This window comes from Enterococcus sp. AMC1251, from assembly GCF_058216535.1.
This window is the reverse complement of sequence record NZ_CM177098.1, coordinates 2272362-2292358: the sequence shown is the minus strand read 5'-3', so window position 1 is coordinate 2292358 and position 19997 is coordinate 2272362. Positions and strand designations below refer to the sequence as shown.

At 35.8% G+C, this 19997-nt stretch carries 23 protein-coding genes; 17 read left to right on the top strand and 6 right to left on the bottom strand.

Going from position 1 to position 19997, the window contains the following annotated elements; genetic code table 11:
• Window positions 1-71: 71 nt before the first annotated feature.
• From AC4BBR_RS10830 to AC4BBR_RS10805, 6 genes are all read left to right on the top strand, one after another.
• Window positions 72-341: a type B 50S ribosomal protein L31 gene (locus AC4BBR_RS10830; protein WP_025870994.1), complete on the top strand. Its 270-nt coding sequence runs from the start codon at window positions 72-74 to the stop codon at window positions 339-341.
• A gap of 190 nt (window positions 342-531) precedes the next feature.
• Entirely contained in the window at window positions 532-1563 is a 1032-nt protein-coding gene (locus tag AC4BBR_RS10825; protein WP_490459553.1) for an aldose epimerase family protein, read from the top strand.
• A 56-nt stretch (window positions 1564-1619) separates the two neighbouring features.
• A complete protein-coding gene (scrK, locus tag AC4BBR_RS10820; RefSeq protein ID WP_490459552.1) occupies window positions 1620-2495 on the top strand; it encodes a fructokinase ScrK in 876 nt (291 codons plus the stop codon).
• A gap of 214 nt (window positions 2496-2709) precedes the next feature.
• Window positions 2710-3309: an alpha/beta hydrolase gene (locus AC4BBR_RS10815; RefSeq protein ID WP_490459551.1), complete on the top strand. Its 600-nt coding sequence runs from the start codon at window positions 2710-2712 to the stop codon at window positions 3307-3309.
• Window positions 3310-3407: 98 nt separating this feature from the next.
• Window positions 3408-3662 carry a CsbD family protein gene (locus AC4BBR_RS10810; protein WP_490459550.1) on the top strand — a complete coding sequence of 85 codons (255 nt, stop codon included), beginning with the start codon at window positions 3408-3410 and terminating at the stop codon, window positions 3660-3662.
• Window positions 3663-3903: 241 nt separating this feature from the next.
• Window positions 3904-4722, top strand: coding sequence for a ZIP family metal transporter (locus AC4BBR_RS10805; RefSeq protein ID WP_490462109.1), 819 nt, complete (start codon window positions 3904-3906; stop codon window positions 4720-4722).
• A 52-nt stretch (window positions 4723-4774) separates the two neighbouring features.
• Here the strand turns inward: AC4BBR_RS10805 and AC4BBR_RS10800 are convergent, their stop codons facing one another.
• Together AC4BBR_RS10800 and AC4BBR_RS10795 are read right to left on the bottom strand one after the other, a co-directional pair.
• Window positions 4775-5233, bottom strand: a complete 459-nt coding sequence (locus AC4BBR_RS10800; protein ID WP_490459549.1) for an S-ribosylhomocysteine lyase — start codon at window positions 5231-5233, stop codon at window positions 4775-4777.
• Between the two features lie 92 nt (window positions 5234-5325).
• Window positions 5326-6972, bottom strand: coding sequence for an alpha-keto acid decarboxylase family protein (locus tag AC4BBR_RS10795; RefSeq protein ID WP_490459548.1), 1647 nt, complete (start codon window positions 6970-6972; stop codon window positions 5326-5328).
• A gap of 247 nt (window positions 6973-7219) precedes the next feature.
• Between AC4BBR_RS10795 and AC4BBR_RS10790 the strand changes: the two genes are divergently transcribed.
• The 7 genes from AC4BBR_RS10790 (at window position 7220) to AC4BBR_RS10760 (ending at window position 13961) form a co-directional block, all read left to right on the top strand.
• Window positions 7220-8275 (top strand): aspartate-semialdehyde dehydrogenase, encoded by a 1056-nt coding sequence (locus tag AC4BBR_RS10790; RefSeq protein ID WP_490459547.1) that lies wholly within the window; start codon window positions 7220-7222, stop codon window positions 8273-8275.
• A 331-nt stretch (window positions 8276-8606) separates the two neighbouring features.
• The gene (dapA, locus tag AC4BBR_RS10785) at window positions 8607-9479 is read left to right on the top strand and encodes a 4-hydroxy-tetrahydrodipicolinate synthase (protein WP_490459546.1); all 873 of its coding nucleotides are present in this window, start codon (window positions 8607-8609) and stop codon (window positions 9477-9479) included.
• Window positions 9480-9510: 31 nt separating this feature from the next.
• Window positions 9511-11199 carry a ribonuclease J gene (locus AC4BBR_RS10780; protein ID WP_490459545.1) on the top strand — a complete coding sequence of 563 codons (1689 nt, stop codon included), beginning with the start codon at window positions 9511-9513 and terminating at the stop codon, window positions 11197-11199.
• A gap of 125 nt (window positions 11200-11324) precedes the next feature.
• The gene (locus AC4BBR_RS10775) at window positions 11325-12506 is read left to right on the top strand and encodes an AI-2E family transporter (RefSeq protein ID WP_490459544.1); all 1182 of its coding nucleotides are present in this window, start codon (window positions 11325-11327) and stop codon (window positions 12504-12506) included.
• A 197-nt stretch (window positions 12507-12703) separates the two neighbouring features.
• The gene (gene amaP, locus AC4BBR_RS10770; RefSeq protein ID WP_490459543.1) at window positions 12704-13267 is read left to right on the top strand and encodes an alkaline shock response membrane anchor protein AmaP; all 564 of its coding nucleotides are present in this window, start codon (window positions 12704-12706) and stop codon (window positions 13265-13267) included.
• Between the two features lie 12 nt (window positions 13268-13279).
• The gene (locus tag AC4BBR_RS10765; protein WP_490459542.1) at window positions 13280-13513 is read left to right on the top strand and encodes a DUF2273 domain-containing protein; all 234 of its coding nucleotides are present in this window, start codon (window positions 13280-13282) and stop codon (window positions 13511-13513) included.
• Window positions 13514-13538: 25 nt separating this feature from the next.
• The gene (locus AC4BBR_RS10760; protein WP_490459541.1) at window positions 13539-13961 is read left to right on the top strand and encodes an Asp23/Gls24 family envelope stress response protein; all 423 of its coding nucleotides are present in this window, start codon (window positions 13539-13541) and stop codon (window positions 13959-13961) included.
• A gap of 158 nt (window positions 13962-14119) precedes the next feature.
• Here AC4BBR_RS10760 and AC4BBR_RS10755 read toward each other — a convergent pair whose 3' ends face one another.
• A complete protein-coding gene (locus AC4BBR_RS10755; protein WP_490459540.1) occupies window positions 14120-14587 on the bottom strand; it encodes a methylated-DNA--[protein]-cysteine S-methyltransferase in 468 nt (155 codons plus the stop codon).
• A 90-nt stretch (window positions 14588-14677) separates the two neighbouring features.
• Between AC4BBR_RS10755 and AC4BBR_RS10750 the strand changes: the two genes are divergently transcribed.
• Genes AC4BBR_RS10750 through AC4BBR_RS10735 form a run of 4 tightly spaced genes read left to right on the top strand, consistent with a single transcriptional unit; the run spans window position 14678 to window position 18171 of the window.
• Window positions 14678-16057 (top strand): bifunctional metallophosphatase/5'-nucleotidase, encoded by a 1380-nt coding sequence (locus AC4BBR_RS10750; protein ID WP_490459539.1) that lies wholly within the window; start codon window positions 14678-14680, stop codon window positions 16055-16057.
• Window positions 16058-16091: 34 nt separating this feature from the next.
• Window positions 16092-16751: a YutD family protein gene (locus tag AC4BBR_RS10745; protein ID WP_490459538.1), complete on the top strand. Its 660-nt coding sequence runs from the start codon at window positions 16092-16094 to the stop codon at window positions 16749-16751.
• A 6-nt stretch (window positions 16752-16757) separates the two neighbouring features.
• Entirely contained in the window at window positions 16758-17528 is a 771-nt protein-coding gene (locus AC4BBR_RS10740; protein WP_490459537.1) for a TIGR01457 family HAD-type hydrolase, read from the top strand.
• A gap of 1 nt (window position 17529) precedes the next feature.
• The gene (locus tag AC4BBR_RS10735) at window positions 17530-18171 is read left to right on the top strand and encodes a TIGR01906 family membrane protein (protein WP_490459536.1); all 642 of its coding nucleotides are present in this window, start codon (window positions 17530-17532) and stop codon (window positions 18169-18171) included.
• A 345-nt stretch (window positions 18172-18516) separates the two neighbouring features.
• Here AC4BBR_RS10735 and AC4BBR_RS10730 read toward each other — a convergent pair whose 3' ends face one another.
• The 3 genes from AC4BBR_RS10730 to AC4BBR_RS10720 are packed head-to-tail and all read right to left on the bottom strand — an operon-like array spanning window position 18517 to window position 19962.
• Window positions 18517-19197: a DUF2238 domain-containing protein gene (locus AC4BBR_RS10730; protein WP_490459535.1), complete on the bottom strand. Its 681-nt coding sequence runs from the start codon at window positions 19195-19197 to the stop codon at window positions 18517-18519.
• A gap of 19 nt (window positions 19198-19216) precedes the next feature.
• The gene (locus AC4BBR_RS10725; RefSeq protein WP_490459534.1) at window positions 19217-19696 is read right to left on the bottom strand and encodes a nucleoside 2-deoxyribosyltransferase; all 480 of its coding nucleotides are present in this window, start codon (window positions 19694-19696) and stop codon (window positions 19217-19219) included.
• Between the two features lie 29 nt (window positions 19697-19725).
• On the bottom strand, window positions 19726-19962 hold the full coding sequence (locus AC4BBR_RS10720) for a DUF7662 domain-containing protein (protein ID WP_490459533.1): 237 nt from the start codon (window positions 19960-19962) through the stop codon (window positions 19726-19728).
• Window positions 19963-19997 lie beyond the last annotated feature (35 nt).

The window sequence follows — 19997 nt, the reverse complement described above, 5'->3', positions numbered from 1 at the left end:
ATAGTACTGTTGTATACCGACAAATAAACTCTGATGCAGCAAATGGATCAGGGCAAAGGAGCGAAAAGACTATGAAACAAGATATCCATCCAGAATATCACCCAGTTATCTTTATGGACTCAACAACTGGTTTTAAATTCTTGTCAGGTTCTACGAAGCACTCTGACGAAACCGTTGAATGGGAAGACGGAAACACTTACCCTGTAATCCGTGTCGAAGTTACATCTGATTCTCATCCATTTTACACTGGACGTCAAAAATTTACACAAGCAGACGGACGTGTGGATCGTTTCAACAAAAAGTATGGTATCAAAGATGCCAACGCAAATCCAGAAGCTTAAATCAAATAGCAATGGCTATAAGACCTTTCTCAGTGATGAGTTGGGTCTTATTTTTATACAATCAAACGTGCAACCTGCCAGAATTATTGTAAAATCAACCAAAAGTAAAAGAAAATGAAAAATAAAGATAAAAATTAACGAAAAAATGATAAAATAGTTTTAGTTGAACAATTAGAAAGGAATGGGATAATTGAAAGTCAGCAAAAAAAAGTTTGGACAAGAAGCAATTTTGTATTCGCTTACGAACGATTCGGGTATTACCATGAATGTAACAGACTTAGGCGCAAGAATCGTTGATCTGATTGTGTCAGTTAATGGAAAAACGCGAAGTATTGTTTTAGGATTTGATTCTGCTGAAGAATATCTAGCTAAAGATATGTATTTTGGTGCAACGATCGGGAGAGTTGCAGGTAGGATTAAGAATGGTTCGTTTTCAATCGATGATCAGAACTATCAATTGTCGGTTTCTCCTGATAATGGTCATACCTTGCATGGTGGAGTGGACAGTTTTGAGGCAAAAGTCTGGGAAGCAGAGATAGAAGAAAGAAGCGATCGAATTTCTGTGATATTTTCTTATATAAGTCCAGATGGCGAAAATGGTTTTCCAGGAGAATTAAACGCTCGTGTAATTTATTCATTAACAAATAAAAATGAATGGATCATTGATTATCGAGCTGAAACAGATCAACCAACGTTATACAACCCAACGAATCATGTCTATTTTAATTTGACAGGAGATGTGGAAAAATCCGTTGGTGAGCATGAATTAATTGTAGATGCTGACCAATTTGCGGTGGTTGACAGTGATACAACAGTTACAGGAGAATTACGCTCAGTATTTGGGACACCTTTTGATTTTAGACAACCAAAGAGGATGAATCAAGTATTTGAGACACATTATGAACAAAATGATTTAGTTGATGGATTGGATCATCCCTTTATCTTGAATCAAACAGGTTTTAATAAGCCACAAGCAATTCTTACTGCACCAAAAAAAGATCTTTCTGTTGAAATGTATACAGATTGTCCAGCAGTTGTAATTTTCACAGCGCAGTTTGGTGATGAAGGTCCAGAAGTTCGAGGTAAAAAAATCGCTAATCATGGTGCGCTTACTTTAGAGGCGCAGGTTAGTCCGGGTGCTGTAGAATTCGACGGATTTGGCAATATTGTTCTGTATCCAGAAACGCCTTATCAAAGTCGAACTATTTATAAAATCAATTGATCAAAAAACATAACTTCATTTTATTAGTTTAGAAAATATATTTAGGAGTGACAAGTATGACAGAAAAATTGTTAGGCAGTATTGAAGCAGGCGGTACTAAATTTGTATGTGGTGTTGGAAATGAGAAGCTTGAAATTATTGAAAGAGTAAGTTTTCCTACAACAACGCCCGAAGAAACAATGGCTTTGGTGATCGAGTTTTTCAAAAAATATAATTTAAAAGCAATCGGAATCGGATCATTTGGTCCAATCGATCTCCATAAAGACTCTGCTACTTATGGACAAATTACCTCAACACCCAAATTGGCTTGGCAAAACTATGATTTCGTTGGAGCCATGAAAAAGGAATTTGATTTGCCTATTGCGTTTACAACTGATGTAAATGCTGCAGCTTATGGAGAATACGTCGCTGGAAATGGAAAAGGGCTATCAAGTTGTGTTTATTATACGATTGGAACTGGTGTCGGTGCAGGAGCCATTCAAGGAGGGCGTTTTATCGAGGGTTTCAGTCATCCAGAAATGGGGCATATGCTCGTGAAGCGTCATCAAGGAGATCAATTTAAAGGGAATTGTCCATTTCATAGTGATTGTTTGGAAGGAATGGCTGCAGGTCCTGCAATAGAAAAAAGAGCAGGGAAAAAAGGGCAGGAATTAACAGAAGAAGATCCGATTTGGGATGTCGAAGCTTATTATATTGCTCAAGCAGCATACAATACAACATTGATGCTTGCACCAGATGTCATTATTTTTGGTGGGGGAGTGATGAAACAACGCCATATGCTAGCAAAAGTTCATCATGAATTCGAAAAGTTAATCAACGGTTATGTAAAAACGCCACCGTTAGAAAACTATATCGTTACACCTAGATTAAAAGATGATCCAGGAACGATTGGTTGTCTAGCTTTAGCTAAAAATGAACTAGAAGATTTCTAAAAAAATAAGCAATCAAGAGCTGGAAATAATCTTGATTGCTTATTTTTAGTATTCAAAAGAACGTGTTACAAAGATCACTGAGTCTACTACTCATTTTTGAAATCTGTCATGGCATTCTGTTAAAGTGACAAATGATCGGAAAGATGTTAAAATAAAATCACTTATAAAAAGTAAGTTTATTTTTTCTGGAAACAACTAAAAAAGGAGGATAAAAATGCATTACATAGTTGAAAAAGGTTCGCCTCATAGCAAAAAATTATTATTACTTCATGGTACAGGAGGTGACGAAACATCATTGCTTGAAATTGCTCGTTTTTTGGATAAAGAAGCTACAATTCTTTCTTTTAGGGGAACAGTTCAGGAATCTGGGATGAATCGTTTTTTTAAGCGAAATGGGTTGAATCAATTTGACTTAGTTAGTTTAGAAGAAGAAAGTGATCAACTCATTCAAGCGATGATTTCTGTCAGTGAAGAAAAAAAGATACCTCTAGAAGATTGGATCATTGTGGGGTATTCAAATGGCGCTAATATTGCTGCACATATTTTCTTAGAACGTAAGATTGCGATTAAGCGAGCGCTTTTATTTCATCCTATGTCTTTGGGAGTTGATACGCAAGCCTTTCCACTCTCTGATAAGGCAATTTGGTTGTCAGCAGGCGAAAATGATCCTATCGTTTCTATAGAAGCTTCAAACAAGCTGGTGCAACAATTGCAACAGCGCCAAGCGAATGTTACAGTCATGAGAACTAATTCTGGGCATCAAATAACTATGGACGAAATCAATCAGGCAAAAGAATGGCTGGCTAAATGCTAAATAATCCAATTGTAAAAAACAAAGCGAATCGTTTGAAGCAAGACAAAAATGGTGATATGCTAACTATGTAATATAAATTAACTAGGAGGTATTTTCATATGGCAGATTTAAATGGACGCGTAAATGATGCAAAAGACAAAGTTGAAGGAACAGCTAAAGAAGTTCAAGGTAAAGTAACAGATGATAAAGGAAAAGAATTTGAAGGCAAAGCGCAATCAGCTTTTGGTGATGCAAAAGAAAAAGCTCGTGATGCCGGTGATGATATCAAAGATGGTGCTGAAAAATTAGGAGACAAAATCAAAGAAGGTTTTGAGGACATCAAAGAAAAATTCCATAAAAATGACGACAAATAAATAAAAAATTGAATGAGGTTGGGACAAAAGGCGTTTAGCTCCGAGCGAAGCGTAGTAGCTGCTTTTGCACCACCGTTTATTCGGTTTCAGAGTGTGAGGCAAAAGTGCTTTTACTTTTGCCTCACACTCATTTTTTAGTTTGACACCTACTAAAACCATTTTTACTTTAAACGTGGTCATAAAACCATTCATATGATAAAGTTATGTTATGGACAGTAACTTGAAGGATGGGGTGTTTATAATAATTGATTGGCTGTTATCTTTAGAAGCTTGGCAACAAGCGTTGATAGGAACAGGTTTTACTTATTTAATGACAGCGTTGGGGGCTGGACTGGTTTTCTTTTTCAAGGAAATAAAAAAAGATATCCTTAATATGATGTTAGGATTTGCCTCTGGAGTGATGATTGCGGCAAGTTTTTGGTCCTTGTTAGATCCAGCAATCAAACAAGCAGAAGAAAATGGGCGCATTGCTTGGCTTGTGGTTAGTTTTGGTTTTGGGTTGGGTGGGTTATTTTTATACATTGCAGATAAAACATTGCCTCATATGCATTTTGGACCAAATCATGAAAAAGAAGGTTTGCCTAGTCATTTAAAGAGGACAATTCTATTAGTTTTTTCGATTACCTTACATAATATTCCAGAGGGCTTGGCAGTAGGTGTAGCATTTGGTGCGGCAAACTCTGCTGCTGATCCGCAAAAAGCAGTTTTAGCAGCAATTTCTGTGGCTTTAGGGATTGGAATACAGAATTTCCCGGAAGGTGCTGCAGTATCTATTCCATTACGGCAAGAAAATTTAAGCCGAAAAAAAGCGTTTCTTTATGGACAAGCTTCAGGAATCGTTGAACCAATTGCTGGGCTCATTGGAGCAGTATTAGTAACTAAAGTTACATTGCTGTTGCCGTATGCGTTGGCATTTGCAGCAGGTGCGATGATTTATGTTGTTGTGGAAGAATTGATTCCAGAGGCCCAGCAGACAGTAACCAGTAAACGACATTTTGCTGTATTTGGTGTAATGCTTGGATTTATTATCATGATGATTCTAGATGTTGCTTTAGGATAAATAAAAGACCACCCCTGCATACTACACAGGGGTGGTCTTTGTTTGAGTTCTTTTATAAAATACGTTCAAATGGATCTAAACTGATTCCTTTTTCTAAAATGATTTTCGCATATTCTTGCGCAGAAAATAAAGAATGATCTTTATAATTTCCACATTCCTTAGCGGAAACAGCAGGAACAAAATCTGTTTCAGCAATAAAGTTCAAGACGTTTACTAAAGCATCACGAATTTCTTTTGGTGAATGTTCATTCCACATGATCATGTAAAAACCAGTACGACACCCCATAGGAGAAATGTCAATAATCCCTTCTAAGTAATCACGTAAATTCACTGCTAATAAATGCTCTAATGTGTGAACTGCAGCTGTAGGTAATTCGTCTTCATTTGGTTGCAAGAAACGTAGATCGTATTTTTCAATCAAGGCCTCACCATTTTTTTCAGTACCCGCTAAACGAACATAAGGGGCTTTAACAGTATTATGATCTAATTCAAAACTTTCAACACGTGCCATATTATTCACTCCTTCAGATTAAGTAAATGTCGCTTTTAACTATAACAAAATACTTTGGAAAGTCAATAGATTCCGTCTCAACAGCAGTTTTTTTAAGAATTTTGTTTTGCAAAAATTTTTGCCAATTTTTTTAATAATTCTGGGGCATCCTCTTGATCCATCATAACCTCGATCCATTGTAATCGTGTAGTATCTTTTCTAGCTGTCTCCATCGCTTTGGCTAATTCAATTTCTGTAGTCACCTTGTAAGTTGCCACAGTTTGGCTAGTTCCGCCAAAGACTAGCGGAAGTTTTTGATAATCCCACATTGGAATATCATTGTATTGTTCTGTAGCACCATGAATTTCCCGTTCGACCGTATAGCCGTTATTATTAATCACAAAAACGATAGGTGTTAGTTGTTCTCTTATTGCAGTACCTAACTCTTGGACAGTCAATTGCAAGGAACCATCACCGATAAACAACAGATGACGACTATCCTTATTTGCAATTTGACTACCTAAAGTAGAAGGAAAAGTATAACCAATCGATCCCCATAAAGGCTGTCCGATAAAGTGCATATCTTTTTTTAGCGGAATATTTGTTAGCCCAAAGAAAGAAGTTCCTTGTTCACCAATCACAGTATCTCCTGGAAGTATAAAATTTTCTACCATTTTCCAGAAACGTTTTTGTGTTAGTTTTTCCTTATTGACTTTTAAGTTTGATATTCGTTTTACTGGAAGTATTTCACCCGTAAATTTAGAAAAAGTTAACGTGGTTAACGCGGGTACAAAACGATCTAGCTGAACACCTTCATGTTTTTCTCCGTAAAAAGAGACTTCTGTCGATCCCATCGAGATTATTTGTTTGTCGGTAAAACCGAAGCTAAAGCCAGATGTTGCTGAATCTGTCAATTTTGCCCCTAAAAGTAAAACTAAATCCGCGTTATCGACAAGGCTTTTCAAGGGTTCTTCAGTTGTAGAGCCTGTGTAAGTTCCCATATAGTGGGTGTCTTCTTCATTAAATGCGCCTTTTCCTAGTGGTAATGTAGTCATTGGCAAATTAAATTTTTGGATAAAGTCGTTTAATTGATGCTCAATATGATAACTTAAAATTTCATGGCCAGCAATGATCACTGGATTTTTTGCCTGCTTTAAAGCTTTTTCAACTTTTCCTAGCAAGTTAGTTTCAACCTTTGTTAGTACATCTGAGGTTTGTTTTAAAGCTGTATTTGGTTTAGCTATTTCTATTTCAGCAATATCGATCGGCAAATTAATATAAACTGGACGTTTTTCTGTCATAGCAATATTCAGTACGCGATCGATTTCTGAGGCAGCATTCTCCGCAGTCAAATGAGCGATCCCAGCTGTTACTTCTTTATGCATCCTTTCAAAGCGTAGAAAATCACCATCACCTAATGTATGATGAACAAGTTTTTTATTTCTTTGAATGGTTGTCGTTGGTGAACCAACAATTTCAATAACGGGTACACTTTCCGCGAAACTTCCTGCTAAACTATTGATGGCACTTAATTCCCCTACACCAAACGTTGTCACAAAAGCTGATATACCTTTAGTACGTGCATAGCCGTCAGCCATATAAGCAGCATTTAACTCATTAGCATTACCGATCCATTCAAGGTCTTTTCTAGCAGTAATATAATCTAAAAATTGTAAATTATAATCCCCTGGAACGCCGAATATTTCATCAATTCCTAATTCCTTTAAACGGTCTAGTAAATAATCCGCTACAGTATACATTTAATCATCCTTTCAAAAATATGTGGCAAAATCAGTATAAATCTGTAAAAAATATTAGTCGACTAAGTTGCATAATTCATAAGAACGTCATTAAAAAAAGATTTGAAAGGTTATTATCTCAAATTTTACTTTTCTTTTTTGACAAAAATAACGCAAAATCATTTTACTTCCTATATAGTAAAAGATAATATTATGGTAAAATAAGAAAAGCAACTTTCTTCAGTAATTTGAGAGGAGATCAATAAGTATGAAAAAAATGTATACTGTTGCTGTGGTAGGCGCAACGGGTGCTGTTGGCACAAAAATGATCGAAATGTTGGAAGAAACATCATTACCGATGAGTCAGGTAAAACTGTTGGCTTCAAAACGTTCTGCGGGAAAAGAAGTAACGTTTAAGGGGCAAACGCTTATAATCGAAGAATTAGTACCTGAATCATTTTCAGGTGTAGACATCGCGTTATTCAGTGCGGGTGGAAGTATCTCGAAAGAATATGCACCGGAAGCAGTCAAACGTGGGGCAGTTGTTATCGATAATACAAGTCATTACAGAATGGATCCAGAAGTGCCTTTAGTAGTGCCGGAAGTCAATCCTAAGGCGCTAAAACAGCATAAAGGGATCATCGCTAATCCAAATTGTTCAACTATCCAAATGATGGTGGCCCTCGAACCAATTCGCCAAGTGTATGGTTTGGATCGTTTAATTGTTTCGACGTACCAAGCAGTTAGCGGAGCTGGGATCAATGCAATGGAAGAGCTAAAATCACAAGCAACTGCATATATCAATGGTACACCTGTCAATCAATTAGAAGCGGATATTTTACCAGCTGGTGGGGATAAAAAACACTATCCGATCGCATTCAATGCATTACCCCAAATAGATGTTTTTTCTGACGCTGATTATACCTATGAAGAGTGGAAAATGATCAATGAAACGAAGAAAATCATGAACGATGATAGTATCAAAGTTGTTGCGACTTGTGTTCGCATTCCTGTATTGTCTGGTCATTCTGAGTCGATATATATAGAGGTCAAAGAAGACGGTTCTGATGTTAACAAGATCAAAGAGCTAATAGCTAAGGCACCTGGCGCAGTTTTACAAGATGATCCAAGCCAGCAAATTTATCCGCAAGCTTTAACGAGTATTGATCGTAAAGAGACTTTTGTAGGGCGGATTCGTCAAGATATCGATATTGATAAAGGGTATCATCTATGGGTGGTTTCTGATAATTTATTGAAAGGCGCTGCTTGGAATTCAGTTCAAATTGCAGAAACATTGCATGAGATGGATTTGGTGAGGGTATAACTATTATTTAGCCCTTTTTTGGAAAGTATCTCAGCTATTTATTTTTTTACTGTCGAAGTTCTGAGCGTTTGTTATCTAGCTTTGCGGGCTAGTCTCTCGGAAAAAAGATAAAATATGCTTGTGACAAAAAAACATCACAATCCTATTTTCCTATTTTTCAGTCGAGCCTGAACGAGCCCGTTACGCTTTAATGTTATCTAGCTTTGCGGGCTAGTCTCTCGGAAAAAAGATAAAATACGCTTGTGACAAAAAAACATCACAATCCTATTTTCCTATTTTTCAGTCGAGCCTGAACGAGCCCGCTACGCTTTTAAATTAGGAGGTAGTAAGTATGAATTTAGAAAATGTAACGATAATTACAGCAATGGTCACACCTTTTGATGAAAGTGGCGCAATCGATTTTGCTAAGCTGCCTCAGTTAGTAGAACATTTGCTTGATCATCATACAGAAGGGATTATTTTAGCTGGAACAACTGGAGAATCACCGACATTGACTCATGATGAAGAAATCGAGTTGTTCAATGAAGTGATCCGCTTAGTGGATGGAAGAGTGCCAATCATTTGTGGTGTGGGAACCAATGATACACGTGACTCAGTTGAGTTTGTAAAAGAATTGTCTGCTATTCGAGGAATCGATGCAGGTTTGGCAGTCGTACCTTATTACAATAAACCGAATCAAGAAGGCCTGTATCAACATTTTAAGGCAATTGCTGAGGCTAGTGATTTGCCAATTATTTTATACAATGTTCCGGGAAGAACAGTGGTAAGCCTTGACGTAGCAACAACTTTGCGTTTAGCAGAGTTGGATAATATTATCGCCATCAAAGAATGTTCTGGTTTAGATGCATTGACGGAGTTAATAGAAAAGGCGCCAAATGACTTTTTAGTGTATACTGGAGATGATCCTGAAGCTTTTTCTACTAAAGCTTTAGGCGGGCAAGGGGTAATTTCAGTTGCCAGCCATGTGTTTGGCACTGAAATGTATGACATGTTCCAAGCACTAGATAACGGAGAAATCAAAAAAGCAGCCAACATTCAACGACAGTTACTGCCTAAGATGAATGCTTTATTCTCAGTACCTTCACCAGCTCCTGTAAAAGCTGTGTTGAATCATATGAACATTTCCGTTGGAGAGTTGCGTTTACCTCTTATATCATGTACTACAGAAGAAAAGACGAAAATTTTAAGCATACTGGATCTTTGATTCGGTATGGGAATATAGAGAGGTGAAATGAGTGAGTACAATAAAAATCGTTCCCTTAGGCGGCGTTCGTGAAAATGGTAAAAATATGTACATCGCAGAAGTGGAAGATGAAATTTTTGTACTGGATTGTGGATTAAAATATCCAGAAAATGAGCTATTAGGAATTGATGTGGTAATTCCAGATTTTACGTATTTGGTGGAAAATATTGACCGTGTTGCAGGAATCTTTCTAACACATGGTCACGCCGATGCGATTGGCGCATTACCTTATCTTTTATCAAAAGTTCATGTACCAGTATTCGGCACGGAATTAACGATCGAGTTAGCAAAATTAAACGTAGGAGATCATGCAGATTCAAAAGATTTTAATGATTTTCACGTAGTCGATGCTCATACTGAGATTGATTTTGCACATGCGACAATCAATTTTTTCCGTACGACACATACGATTCCTGATTCAATCGGAATCAATTTAAAAACTAAAGAAGGTAATATTGTTTATACAGGAGATTTCAAGTTTGATCAAAGTGCGATTCCAATGTATAAAACTGATTTTGGTCGTTTAGCTAAAATCGGTAACGAAGGAGTTTTAGCGTTATTGAGTGATTCATCTAATGCTGAGAACCCAACTCAAGTGGTTTCTGAGTTGCAGATTGCAGACGAAGTCTTTGATACAATTCGTTATTGGGAAGGTCGTATTATTGTAGCTTGTGTAGCGAGTAATTTACAGCGAGTGCAACAGATTTTAGATGCTGCTCATCGATCTGACCGTAAAATTGTTTTAACAGGTCAAGATTTCCAAAGAATTATTAACACAGCTATTAAACTGGATAAACTAAAATTACCAAGTGAAGACCTCATCATTAATGTCAAAGATATGAAAAAATATCAAGCAGATCAATTAGTGATTTTAGAAACAGGATCGATGGGTGAACCAATCAAGTCATTACAGAAAATGGCAAATGGAACACATCGTGTTATCAAGATTAAAGAAGGCGATTTAGTCTATATTACAACAACGCCGACAACTGCAATGGAGACAGCTGTAGCTAAAACAGAAGATATCGTTTACCGTGCTGGCGGCGTAGTAAAACAAATCTCTGATAATATGCGTGTTTCTGGTCATGCAAGTCCCAATGATTTACAATTGATGTTGAACTTGATGAACCCCAAGTACTTTATACCTATTCAAGGTGAGTATCGTCAACTAGCAGCACATGCCGATTTAGCTCATGAGTTGGGTATTCCTTACAAAAATATTTTCATTACTGGTCGAGGAGATATTCTTGAATACAGCAAACAAAAAATGAATGTTGCTGGTAGCACGACAGCTGATAATATTATGATTGATGGAATTGGTGTGGGGGATATCGGAAATATCGTGCTTCGTGATCGTCGAATCTTGTCTGAAGATGGTATTTTCGTCGCTGTTGTGACAATTAACCGTCGTGAAAAACGTATTGTTTCACCAGCTAAAATTACATCGAGAGGCTTTGTTTATGTGAAAACAAGCAAAGACTTGATGAAAGAAAGTAGCAATATCGTCTCAGAGATTGTTGAAAAACATCTTGAGAGTAGCGATTTTGAGTGGAGCAAATTGAAACAAGATATTCGTGAGCAATTGAGCCGTTATTTGTTTGAACAAACAAAGCGTCGTCCAGTGATTCTTCCTGTTATTATGGAAGCAACACAACGAAAAGGGCGCAAAGCAGCGAATTAATAAAGGAAATCACTTAGTCAGGTATCTAGCGGCTGAGTGATTTTTTATTTTATTAACAAAGTGACTATTTTTTACAGATGATTTTTTTTTCGTTACAATAAAGATGTCAAATTAGGAGGATGAGGATGGAAAAGAAACAAGAAACTCGTTGGATTAAATTTCTTGGTGGAAAAAATTTGTTATTTACGTTGGTTGCGTTATTACTACTGGGGGCAGTGATTTTTATTTTTCATCAAGTTGGGTTCATTTTTGGGCCGATTGGTGTTGTTTTCAAAACGATCATTGGACCAACAATTTTAGCATTGATTTTGTATTATTTGTTTAATCCAATCGTCAATTGGTTGGAAAAACATAAAGTGAAGCGAGTGTATGGTGTGTCGGCAATCTTTATCGTTTTTGTTACATTAATCATTGTAGGTATTATTTTAGTTGTTCCAATACTACAAAAACAAGTAGATGGATTAATCAAAAGTTTTCCGCAGTACACGAATGATTTGAATAAGATGATTACTGATTTTTTTCATAATTCTTCATTGGAGAAACCTTTAGCTAATGCTTTAGACGGAATTCAACGATGGTTCGATAGCGTATCAGATAGAATTGGCAGTTATTTTAGTAAGGCTGTTGAAGGAGCATCCACAGTGTTCTCTACCTTAACAGGTTTCGCACTAGTGATGGTAACCGCTCCAATCATTACTTTTTTCTTATTGAAAGATGATCAGAAATTTTTCGATTTTATTTTGAAAATTCTACCGCCACGTTTTAGAAATGATGCCAAAGAAATTGGTGCAACGATGAGTAGTCAAGTCGGAGCGTATTTAAAGGGGCAAATTTTAGTATCGATTGCGATTGGTATTTTGACGTTTATCGGTTTTTGGTTGATCAAAGTCCCGTATTCAGGAACGTTATCGATTATCGTGGGAATTACAGCGGTTATTCCATATATTGGGCCTGTGATTGCTTTTATACCAGCTGCAATCGTTGCGTTGATGGTTTCCTTTGGTATGTTTATTAAGATGAGTCTAGTTTGGATGCTAGTTCAAATGTTGAATGGTCATTTGATTGCTCCGCAAGTAATGGGGAAACGACTTGTTGTACACCCGCTGACGATCATAATCGTGCTATTAGTAATGGGCGATTTGTTAGGTATGTTCGGGTTGATTTTCGGAATACCAATTTACGCAATTGTCAAAGTTTTAGTTACTTATATTTTCCGTAAATTTAAACAGCGATATAATCAATTTTATGGAGATAGCGGGAAGTATGAAGATACTGAATTTTCTAAAGAAGAGTATCTGGATGAATAAAAAGAAAAACGATTGAACTTAATATATCTGGCAGAGTATTTGCAAGTATATAGCGATTCGATCGTTTTTTTGTGGGATAAAAACAAGTATAGATCCTTCTTTCAGCAAAAAGGAAATTCATATCTTTTGTAATACTTTTTTATAGGCGTTACAATTTAGTCAACAGCAAAACAATTAATCTTAAAGGAGGGAAGCATATGAAACGATTGTTGAAAAATATTTTTGCATTAATCATATTTCTATTGTTTGTCGGAACATTAGGCATACTTAGCCAGTTGATCGACATTCCTTGGTTGTCTTACGAAGTAGATGGACTTCTTTACACCTATCCGTGGATATTCATGTTTTTTGAATGGATTTTACTTATTCTAGGAGGGCTTTTAATTCTTAGTTTTATAGTTGTTCTTTCAGTTTCCGGACAAAGAAAACGTCTGGTCGTGAAGGATGGAAAAAATCGGATCGAAATACCTAAAAGTACTGTAGAACAACTTGTGCAAGATGCTTACAGCACGATTGTTCATCCAGATAAAACCAAAATGACTGTTAAAATTAAAGGCAAAGAAAAAGTAGCGGTAAAATTGAGAGTCGATGTTCGAAGCAAAGATCGCTTTCAGGCTTTAGGAGAAGAAATCAAAGAAACGATACAAAGTACACTAAATACATCATTGGAATCCATCGATAGCCATGTAACGGTTCAATTAAGAGAAAAAGAACCAACAGAATCCACTGCTTTCAGTAAAAAACAATCACGGGTGATCTAGGAGGGAGACATTATGGGTCAAGAGAAGAAAGAACGCTGGATCAAACAGCTTAAACCTTATCGTTTCAGAATTATTTGGACAACGTTATTTTTCCTATTAGCGCTCCTTTTATTACTAATCGGTTTTGGAAAGACATTAGTCTTGCTGATTTTTGCAGCAGTAGGATATATTATCGGAAAAATGCGAGATGAAGATTTGGATATTTATTCCTTGATAGAATCTGTTAGATCTATGATAGGAATTTAAAATTATATTGAAGGAGTGAATGCAAATGACAGAAGCAGTAGAAAACAATACAGGTGGATTAAAAGCGAAATTAACATTTAGTGATGTCGTAATCAAAAAAATCGTTGGTGTAGTTATTTCAGATATTGACGGTATTTTAGGACTAAGTGGTAATCTTTTTACAGATTTTGCAGACCGTTTTAGAGATAATGAAGATGTTACCAAAGGTGTTGGAGTAGAAGTCGGTACAAAACAAGTAGCTGTTGATGTATCAGTGATCTGCAAATACGATGTCAATATTTCATCAGTTTTTGATCAAACAGTTGAAAAAGTAAAAGAAGCAATCGCTCATATGACTGATTTAGAGTTAGTTGAATTCAACATGAGTGTAGATGATGTCATGACAAAAGAACAATATTTAGAAAAATATCGTGGTAAAGATAGCGACGATAACAAAAATAAGAACTAATGCTTGGTTGCTGCACGGTTCATTTTATTTATACAAAAAAATGAAATTAAGCTATAAATTTATGGCTTAAAAAAATAGAAAGACTTAAAGAGCCATAGACAAAGCTGATTTTTAGTTTTGCCTATGGCTCGATTTTTTGGTTTACGCTATAGGACACGTCAATATTTATCGCTGGATACATTTTCCACTTGCAGCAAGAATTTCTTGATGTTAAGCCCGTCAAGTTCAGAACTACCCAAGTAACCAGTTAATTTCCCGTTTTTCCCAATTACTCGATGACAGGGGACAATGATAGGAATTGGATTTTTACTATTTGCCTGACCAATTGCTCGAACGGCTTTCGGCGAATCTACAGTTTGAGCAATATCTAAATAACTCCGAGTTTCTCCAAATGGAATCAGAGAGAGAGCATTCCAAACCCTTTTTTGAAAATCAGTACCGCTGTGAATGGATAATGGGACAGTAAAACGAGTTCGTTTACCAGCAAAATATTCTGTGAGTTCTTTAGCAGCAAGTTCTGTATAATGATTGGTTTTATGATGAGTAATCTCGAAAAAAGAAATTTCGCTTAGACCTTTATCATCAGCGTCCAGCCAAATTGAGCCGAAAGGGGCTTTGATTTTCATTTTATTCTCCTTTACTTGTGTGGTTACTTTATTATACTCTATACAAAAGTATGGTACTATATTTTATATAAGAAAATCGGGGGCGATAAAATGGAAGAAATCGTCATCTTTCACACCAATGATCTGCATTCGCATTTGGAAAATTGGCCCAAAATCAGAAGATATTTGATAAATCAAAAAAAAGAATATGAAAAGTCTGGTAAAACGGTGTTTACTGTTGACTTAGGAGATTTTATTGATCGTTGGCATCCACTTACTGAAGCGACAGATGGTCAAGCAAATATCGAACTGATGAATGAGATTGGCTATGATGTAGCAACGATTGGCAATAATGAAGGGGTTGGAAATTCAAAAGAGCAGTTGAATCACTTATATGATTATCGGAATTTTGAAGTTGTATTAGGAAATTTATTTGATTTAAATACAGGACAAGCACCTGATTGGGCAAGTTCTTATAAAATTATAGAGACAAAAGAAAAAACAAAGATCGGTTTAATCGCACTAACTGCTCCTTTTCCTTTGACCTATAATCCAAATGGTTGGGATATTCGTTCAGCAAAAGAGATGTTGCCGCAATTAGTTAAAGAAGTTCTTCCGCAATGTAATGTGTTAGTTTTAATGAGTCATTTAGGTATTGATGAAGACATTAAAATAGCGAATGAATTCCCTGAAATCAACGTATTACTAGGTTCTCACACGCATCATTTATTCAAATATGGTGAAAAAATCAACAATATACAGTTTTCTGCTGCTGGCAAATTTGGTTATTACATTGGAGAAGTTCATCTAACGATCGATAACGGTAAAATTATCCATAGCGAAGCAAAAGCAGTATCAACTGCTGAACTAATTGCTTTACCCAATGATCAAAAAGAAATCGATAACTATATGACTTTAGGGCATCAATTATTAGGAGCCCAAAAAATCGCTGAAATACCTCATCCTTTATTAGTCGATTTAACTGCTGAACAGTCTTTGATAGTGACCACATTAAAAGCGTTGAAAGAAACATGTCAAACGGATGTTGCAATTTTAAACAATGGTTTATTTTTATCAGACATACCTAAAGGAATTGTTAATGCTGATCAACTTCATGAAACATTACCCCATCCAATGCATTTAATTCGCGTGACCTTGTCTGGTAGGGAACTAATTCGCATGATTAAAGAGATGGAAAAAAATCGACAATATTTACGTAAGTTTCCGATTACAGGAATGGGATTTCGCGGTAAAGTGTTTGGTGAACTCTACTATGATGGGATAACGTATGATAAAAAGAAAAAACAAATTCTATGGCAGAATCAGCTTATCGTTTTAGAACACAAGTACACATTTACTACAGTTGATCATTTCATGTTTGTTCCTTTTTTTCCGACAATTGAACTTGCGGGTGACGTTGAATTTATCTTTCCAGAATTTATCCGAACCGTTTTAGGACACTACTTGAACGAGCACTACCCAATCTTTTAAAAACAAGGTATAATAAAATTTAGGCGGTGAAAAAATGACAGATAAAGTGAAAAAAACATACAAATCAACAAAACCAGCTAAACATAAAGAAGAACTAACAGCAACTTTAACAGAAGAAATTACAACTGTCCTTAAAGAAATAAAAGAAGAACCTGTCAAAGAAAAGAAAAAAGGTGAAGTCGTCACACTTATTGATGATATTCATGTAACGGTTGGTACGCGTGAATATCTTTTAGTGAAGAATCATCGAGAAGCTTTTGATGCTGAAAGATTAGGTGAACGTTTTAGTGATGTCCTTTCGAGATATGATTACATTGTTGGTGATTGGGGTTACGATCAACTTCGTTTGAAAGGATTTTTCAATGAATCTAATCGCAAAGCCGTACCTGAACAGAGAATTGATACACTGGAAGATTACTTATATGAGTATTGCAATTTTGGCTGTGCTTATTTTGTGATCGAACGAGTTGGCGGAAAACGTGAAAAACAGCAAACTCGCCGCAAAAAATCAAATAAAAAGACAGTAAATCATAATCAAGCACACATAGAAGAAAAGCAAACATCTATTGCGAATAAAACAAAACCAGTGATCAAAAGTCGCAAGGAAAGCGAACCGAAAAAAACAGTCATTGGGACTAAAGATAATGGCACTGACCAAGGTCGCTCATTTACTATTCGTCAACGTGAGGAGTAATTATTTGTGAAAAAACAGTATCAAGGGTATCTAATTGATTTAGACGGTACGATTTATTTAGGCAAAGAGGCTATTCCAGCAGGTAAACGATTTGTTGAACAGTTGCAAGAATTAAGGATTCCTTTTCTTTTTGTGACCAATAATACGACAAAAACGCCAGAAGCAGTTGCAGATCGATTAGCAAAAGAATTTGATATTCATGTATCGGCGAAGACTGTTTATACAGCAAGCCTTGCAACAATCGACTACATGAAGGAACAGGGAAAAGGAAACCGAGTCTACGTGATCGGAGAATCTGGTCTTGTTGATTTAATTTTGTCAGCAGGTTTTGAGTGGGATGAACAGACCCCAGATTATGTTGTTGTCGGTCTTGATACCGATATTAACTATGAGAAATTTGCAACGGCAGCACTTTGTATTAGAAATGGAGCAACGTTTATTGGCACAAATCCAGATAAAAGTATTCCAACTGAACGTGGCTTGTTACCAGGTGCGGGTTCGTTTATTAGTTTAGTTCAAACGGCAACGCAGACAGAACCGATCATGATCGGAAAACCAAATGCGGTTATTATGAATGAAGCGCTAAAAGTAATGAAAATGAATAAAGAAGATGTCATTATGGTTGGTGATAATTATGAAACGGATATCCAGTCGGGTCTTCAAAACGGTCTTGATAGTTTGCTTGTTTTATCAGGATTTACAGCGAAGTCAGCTGTTCCTAATTTACCTGAACAACCAACCTATGTAGCTGATTCTCTGGATGAGTGGATTTTTTGATATGAGAGAAAAGAGTTGGATTTGGTTTGAGCGAGTGGGGATCTTGAGTTTGATATTAACTATTGTTTCTTTAAGTATTACAATCACGCTTAATTTTCGCCCATTATATGTTTTTGATATTGACTATTTAAACATTTTAGATTATGTATCTCTGGACAAACCAACATTGTTAAAAAATTTTGATCAGTTAATGGACTACTTAAACAATCCATTTAACCATGCACTAAAATTATCTGATTTCCCTGTATCTAAAAGTGGGGCGTTCCATTTTTATGAAGTAAAGCACCTTTTTTTACTCTGCTATGGCGTACTGCTTGTGACGGTGATTCCAAGCGGATTCTTTATTTTCCGTTTGATCAAGGAAAAACGAGTATGGCGTTTGATTCGTCCGTTTCAATGGGGAATGATTATTCCAGTGTTTTTGGGAACTTTGATGGCGATTGGTTTTGATCAATTTTTTATAGCATTTCATGGTGTATTCTTCAATAATAATGACTGGTTGTTTGATCCAGCTACTGACCCAATCATCAATGTCTTGCCTGAAGAATATTTCATGCATAGTTTTCTTTTGTTTTTTATTTTGCTAGAACTGTTATTTTTTATCGGGATTATTTTAGGAAAAAAGGAATTAAAAAAGATGTAAATAGACTTTTAAGTTTCTGGAAGCAGTCTCCTCGAGTTGCTTCCGAGGCTTTTTTATTACGAGTTTACTCTGCAAGGTATTTAAGATTGAATGTTGCTATCATACCAAAAATAAGGATAAGAATCATCATGGGTAAATTATTCGAATTTTTAAAGGCAGAAATTAGTCAATTCGTCTTATTTTTTAAAGGGAAATAGCATGTGATCAAAATAAGAAGGAACTCACAAAAATTGGAAGAACAATTTTCATGAATTCCTTCTTATTTACTAGGACCCAAACGATTTTTATCATAAAATCTTTTATTAAAGTTATAATATCTTTATTTTTTAACAAATAGAAAATAGCTTATTTTTTATTCACTTTTCTAAACGCATAAGCTTTAAAATACTCAGGTTTATGTCGTTGCGTAAAACTATAGACCGTTAAAATCAATGCACCAATTGTATTAGTAAGCAAATCTCCCATTGTATCCATCAGAGCTTCACGACCAACATAAGGTTGTCCAGCTTCTGTCATATAACGCTGTAAATTCATGTTACCAAGTGAATCACAAAGAAATTCCCAGAACTCCCAAAAAACACCACACAATCCAGCGAAAGCAAAGCCCATAATAATAAACAACCAAGGACTGATTTTAGAAAAATCTGACTCACGTAGGCAATACCCAATAATCGCATACCCCACAGCCACTAATAATATAGGACTAATTGCATGAAGAATTTTATCCCAAAACGATACAATGAGGATCAATCGTAAACCCGTACCAAGAAAAACCGCGATCCAAATGAAAAACCAATAATAAAGCCGTACCATTTTTGGGAAAACCAACCCCGTAAATTTTGTAAAAACAAATGGAACAAAAATCACAGCAATTCCTGCAATCATTTCAAACGTCAATAAGACATATTGTTCTGTCGGTTGCACTATAAATGTTTTAACAATATTGACAATCAAAGTGATGACACCAAACGCAAGTAAAAAATAAAAGGCACTTTTTTCTTGTTTATCCTCAAATTTTAACTTCATATAAACGCCTCCGATATGCTTATTTATTTAACTTTTCTTTGATTAAATCTAAAAATACTTGCTCATCACTAACAACAGAGCCATTCAATTTGACCAAACCCACAGTATACAAATTTAGATAATGAAATTGATTTTCACCAGTATTGCCTAAAGCAGCTATTTTTTTTTGATTATCCGCTCCTTGTTGGCGAGTATCAGTGTATAGACCAATCATCGGAATATTTTTAGCGTAAGCTACACCGATTTCAGAAGCCACACCGGCATCGATCGTAATACCATCTAAAACGGCTACAAGCAAATCACTTTCAAGTACTTTTTCAGTATCGGCTAGTGCAATCATCTTACTATCGGCATAAGCTGTTTTATCATTTATCGCACCATTTTCTTGTGGTAAATAAACCTCAATTGAATCATCTAATGCACGAATTTCTTTCACTAAATATTCATTATAAAGTAAGTCTGCTTTGGCAAACATCGGTCCTGCAAAATATATATTCATCATTTCACCTCTAAGTTAGTTTTGTCGTTTCATTTTTTTGAGAAAAAGACGAGTTGATTCACTAAATCGATTTTATCAACTTGATAACCATAGGCAGCCCAAGCACTTGAAAAAGAATGTTCTTTTTTCGTCCACCAAGCACTGTACGTTTTGGCTAGTTCAGGTAGCTTATGACTATGAGTCATGTTTGCTTCTATTTCGGCAAATGATAATTGCATATTTGTTGTTTTGCTCAGTAAAGTTGGAATAACTAGAAAGTCATTCATAAAATCATCCTTCTTTAAGCGTTCATTTGTCATAT

Excerpts from the sequence above, each read along its gene's own strand:
- AC4BBR_RS10830 (WP_025870994.1), top strand. The coding sequence starts at position 72 with ATGAAACAAGATATCCATCCAGAATATCACCCAGTTATCTTTATGGAC.
- scrK (WP_490459552.1), top strand. The coding sequence starts at position 1,620 with ATGACAGAAAAATTGTTAGGCAGTATTGAAGCAGGCGGTACTAAATTT.
- AC4BBR_RS10815 (WP_490459551.1), top strand. The coding sequence starts at position 2,710 with ATGCATTACATAGTTGAAAAAGGTTCGCCTCATAGCAAAAAATTATTA.
- AC4BBR_RS10810 (WP_490459550.1), top strand. The coding sequence starts at position 3,408 with ATGGCAGATTTAAATGGACGCGTAAATGATGCAAAAGACAAAGTTGAA.
- AC4BBR_RS10800 (WP_490459549.1), bottom strand. The coding sequence starts at position 5,233 with ATGGCACGTGTTGAAAGTTTTGAATTAGATCATAATACTGTTAAAGCC.
- AC4BBR_RS10795 (WP_490459548.1), bottom strand. The coding sequence starts at position 6,972 with ATGTATACTGTAGCGGATTATTTACTAGACCGTTTAAAGGAATTAGGA.
- AC4BBR_RS10790 (WP_490459547.1), top strand. The coding sequence starts at position 7,220 with ATGAAAAAAATGTATACTGTTGCTGTGGTAGGCGCAACGGGTGCTGTT.
- dapA (WP_490459546.1), top strand. The coding sequence starts at position 8,607 with ATGAATTTAGAAAATGTAACGATAATTACAGCAATGGTCACACCTTTT.
- AC4BBR_RS10775 (WP_490459544.1), top strand. The coding sequence starts at position 11,325 with ATGGAAAAGAAACAAGAAACTCGTTGGATTAAATTTCTTGGTGGAAAA.
- amaP (WP_490459543.1), top strand. The coding sequence starts at position 12,704 with ATGAAACGATTGTTGAAAAATATTTTTGCATTAATCATATTTCTATTG.
- AC4BBR_RS10765 (WP_490459542.1), top strand. The coding sequence starts at position 13,280 with ATGGGTCAAGAGAAGAAAGAACGCTGGATCAAACAGCTTAAACCTTAT.
- AC4BBR_RS10760 (WP_490459541.1), top strand. The coding sequence starts at position 13,539 with ATGACAGAAGCAGTAGAAAACAATACAGGTGGATTAAAAGCGAAATTA.
- AC4BBR_RS10755 (WP_490459540.1), bottom strand. The coding sequence starts at position 14,587 with ATGAAAATCAAAGCCCCTTTCGGCTCAATTTGGCTGGACGCTGATGAT.
- AC4BBR_RS10750 (WP_490459539.1), top strand. The coding sequence starts at position 14,678 with ATGGAAGAAATCGTCATCTTTCACACCAATGATCTGCATTCGCATTTG.
- AC4BBR_RS10745 (WP_490459538.1), top strand. The coding sequence starts at position 16,092 with ATGACAGATAAAGTGAAAAAAACATACAAATCAACAAAACCAGCTAAA.
- AC4BBR_RS10735 (WP_490459536.1), top strand. The coding sequence starts at position 17,530 with ATGAGAGAAAAGAGTTGGATTTGGTTTGAGCGAGTGGGGATCTTGAGT.
- AC4BBR_RS10730 (WP_490459535.1), bottom strand. The coding sequence starts at position 19,197 with ATGAAGTTAAAATTTGAGGATAAACAAGAAAAAAGTGCCTTTTATTTT.
- AC4BBR_RS10725 (WP_490459534.1), bottom strand. The coding sequence starts at position 19,696 with ATGAATATATATTTTGCAGGACCGATGTTTGCCAAAGCAGACTTACTT.
- AC4BBR_RS10720 (WP_490459533.1), bottom strand. The coding sequence starts at position 19,962 with ATGAATGACTTTCTAGTTATTCCAACTTTACTGAGCAAAACAACAAAT.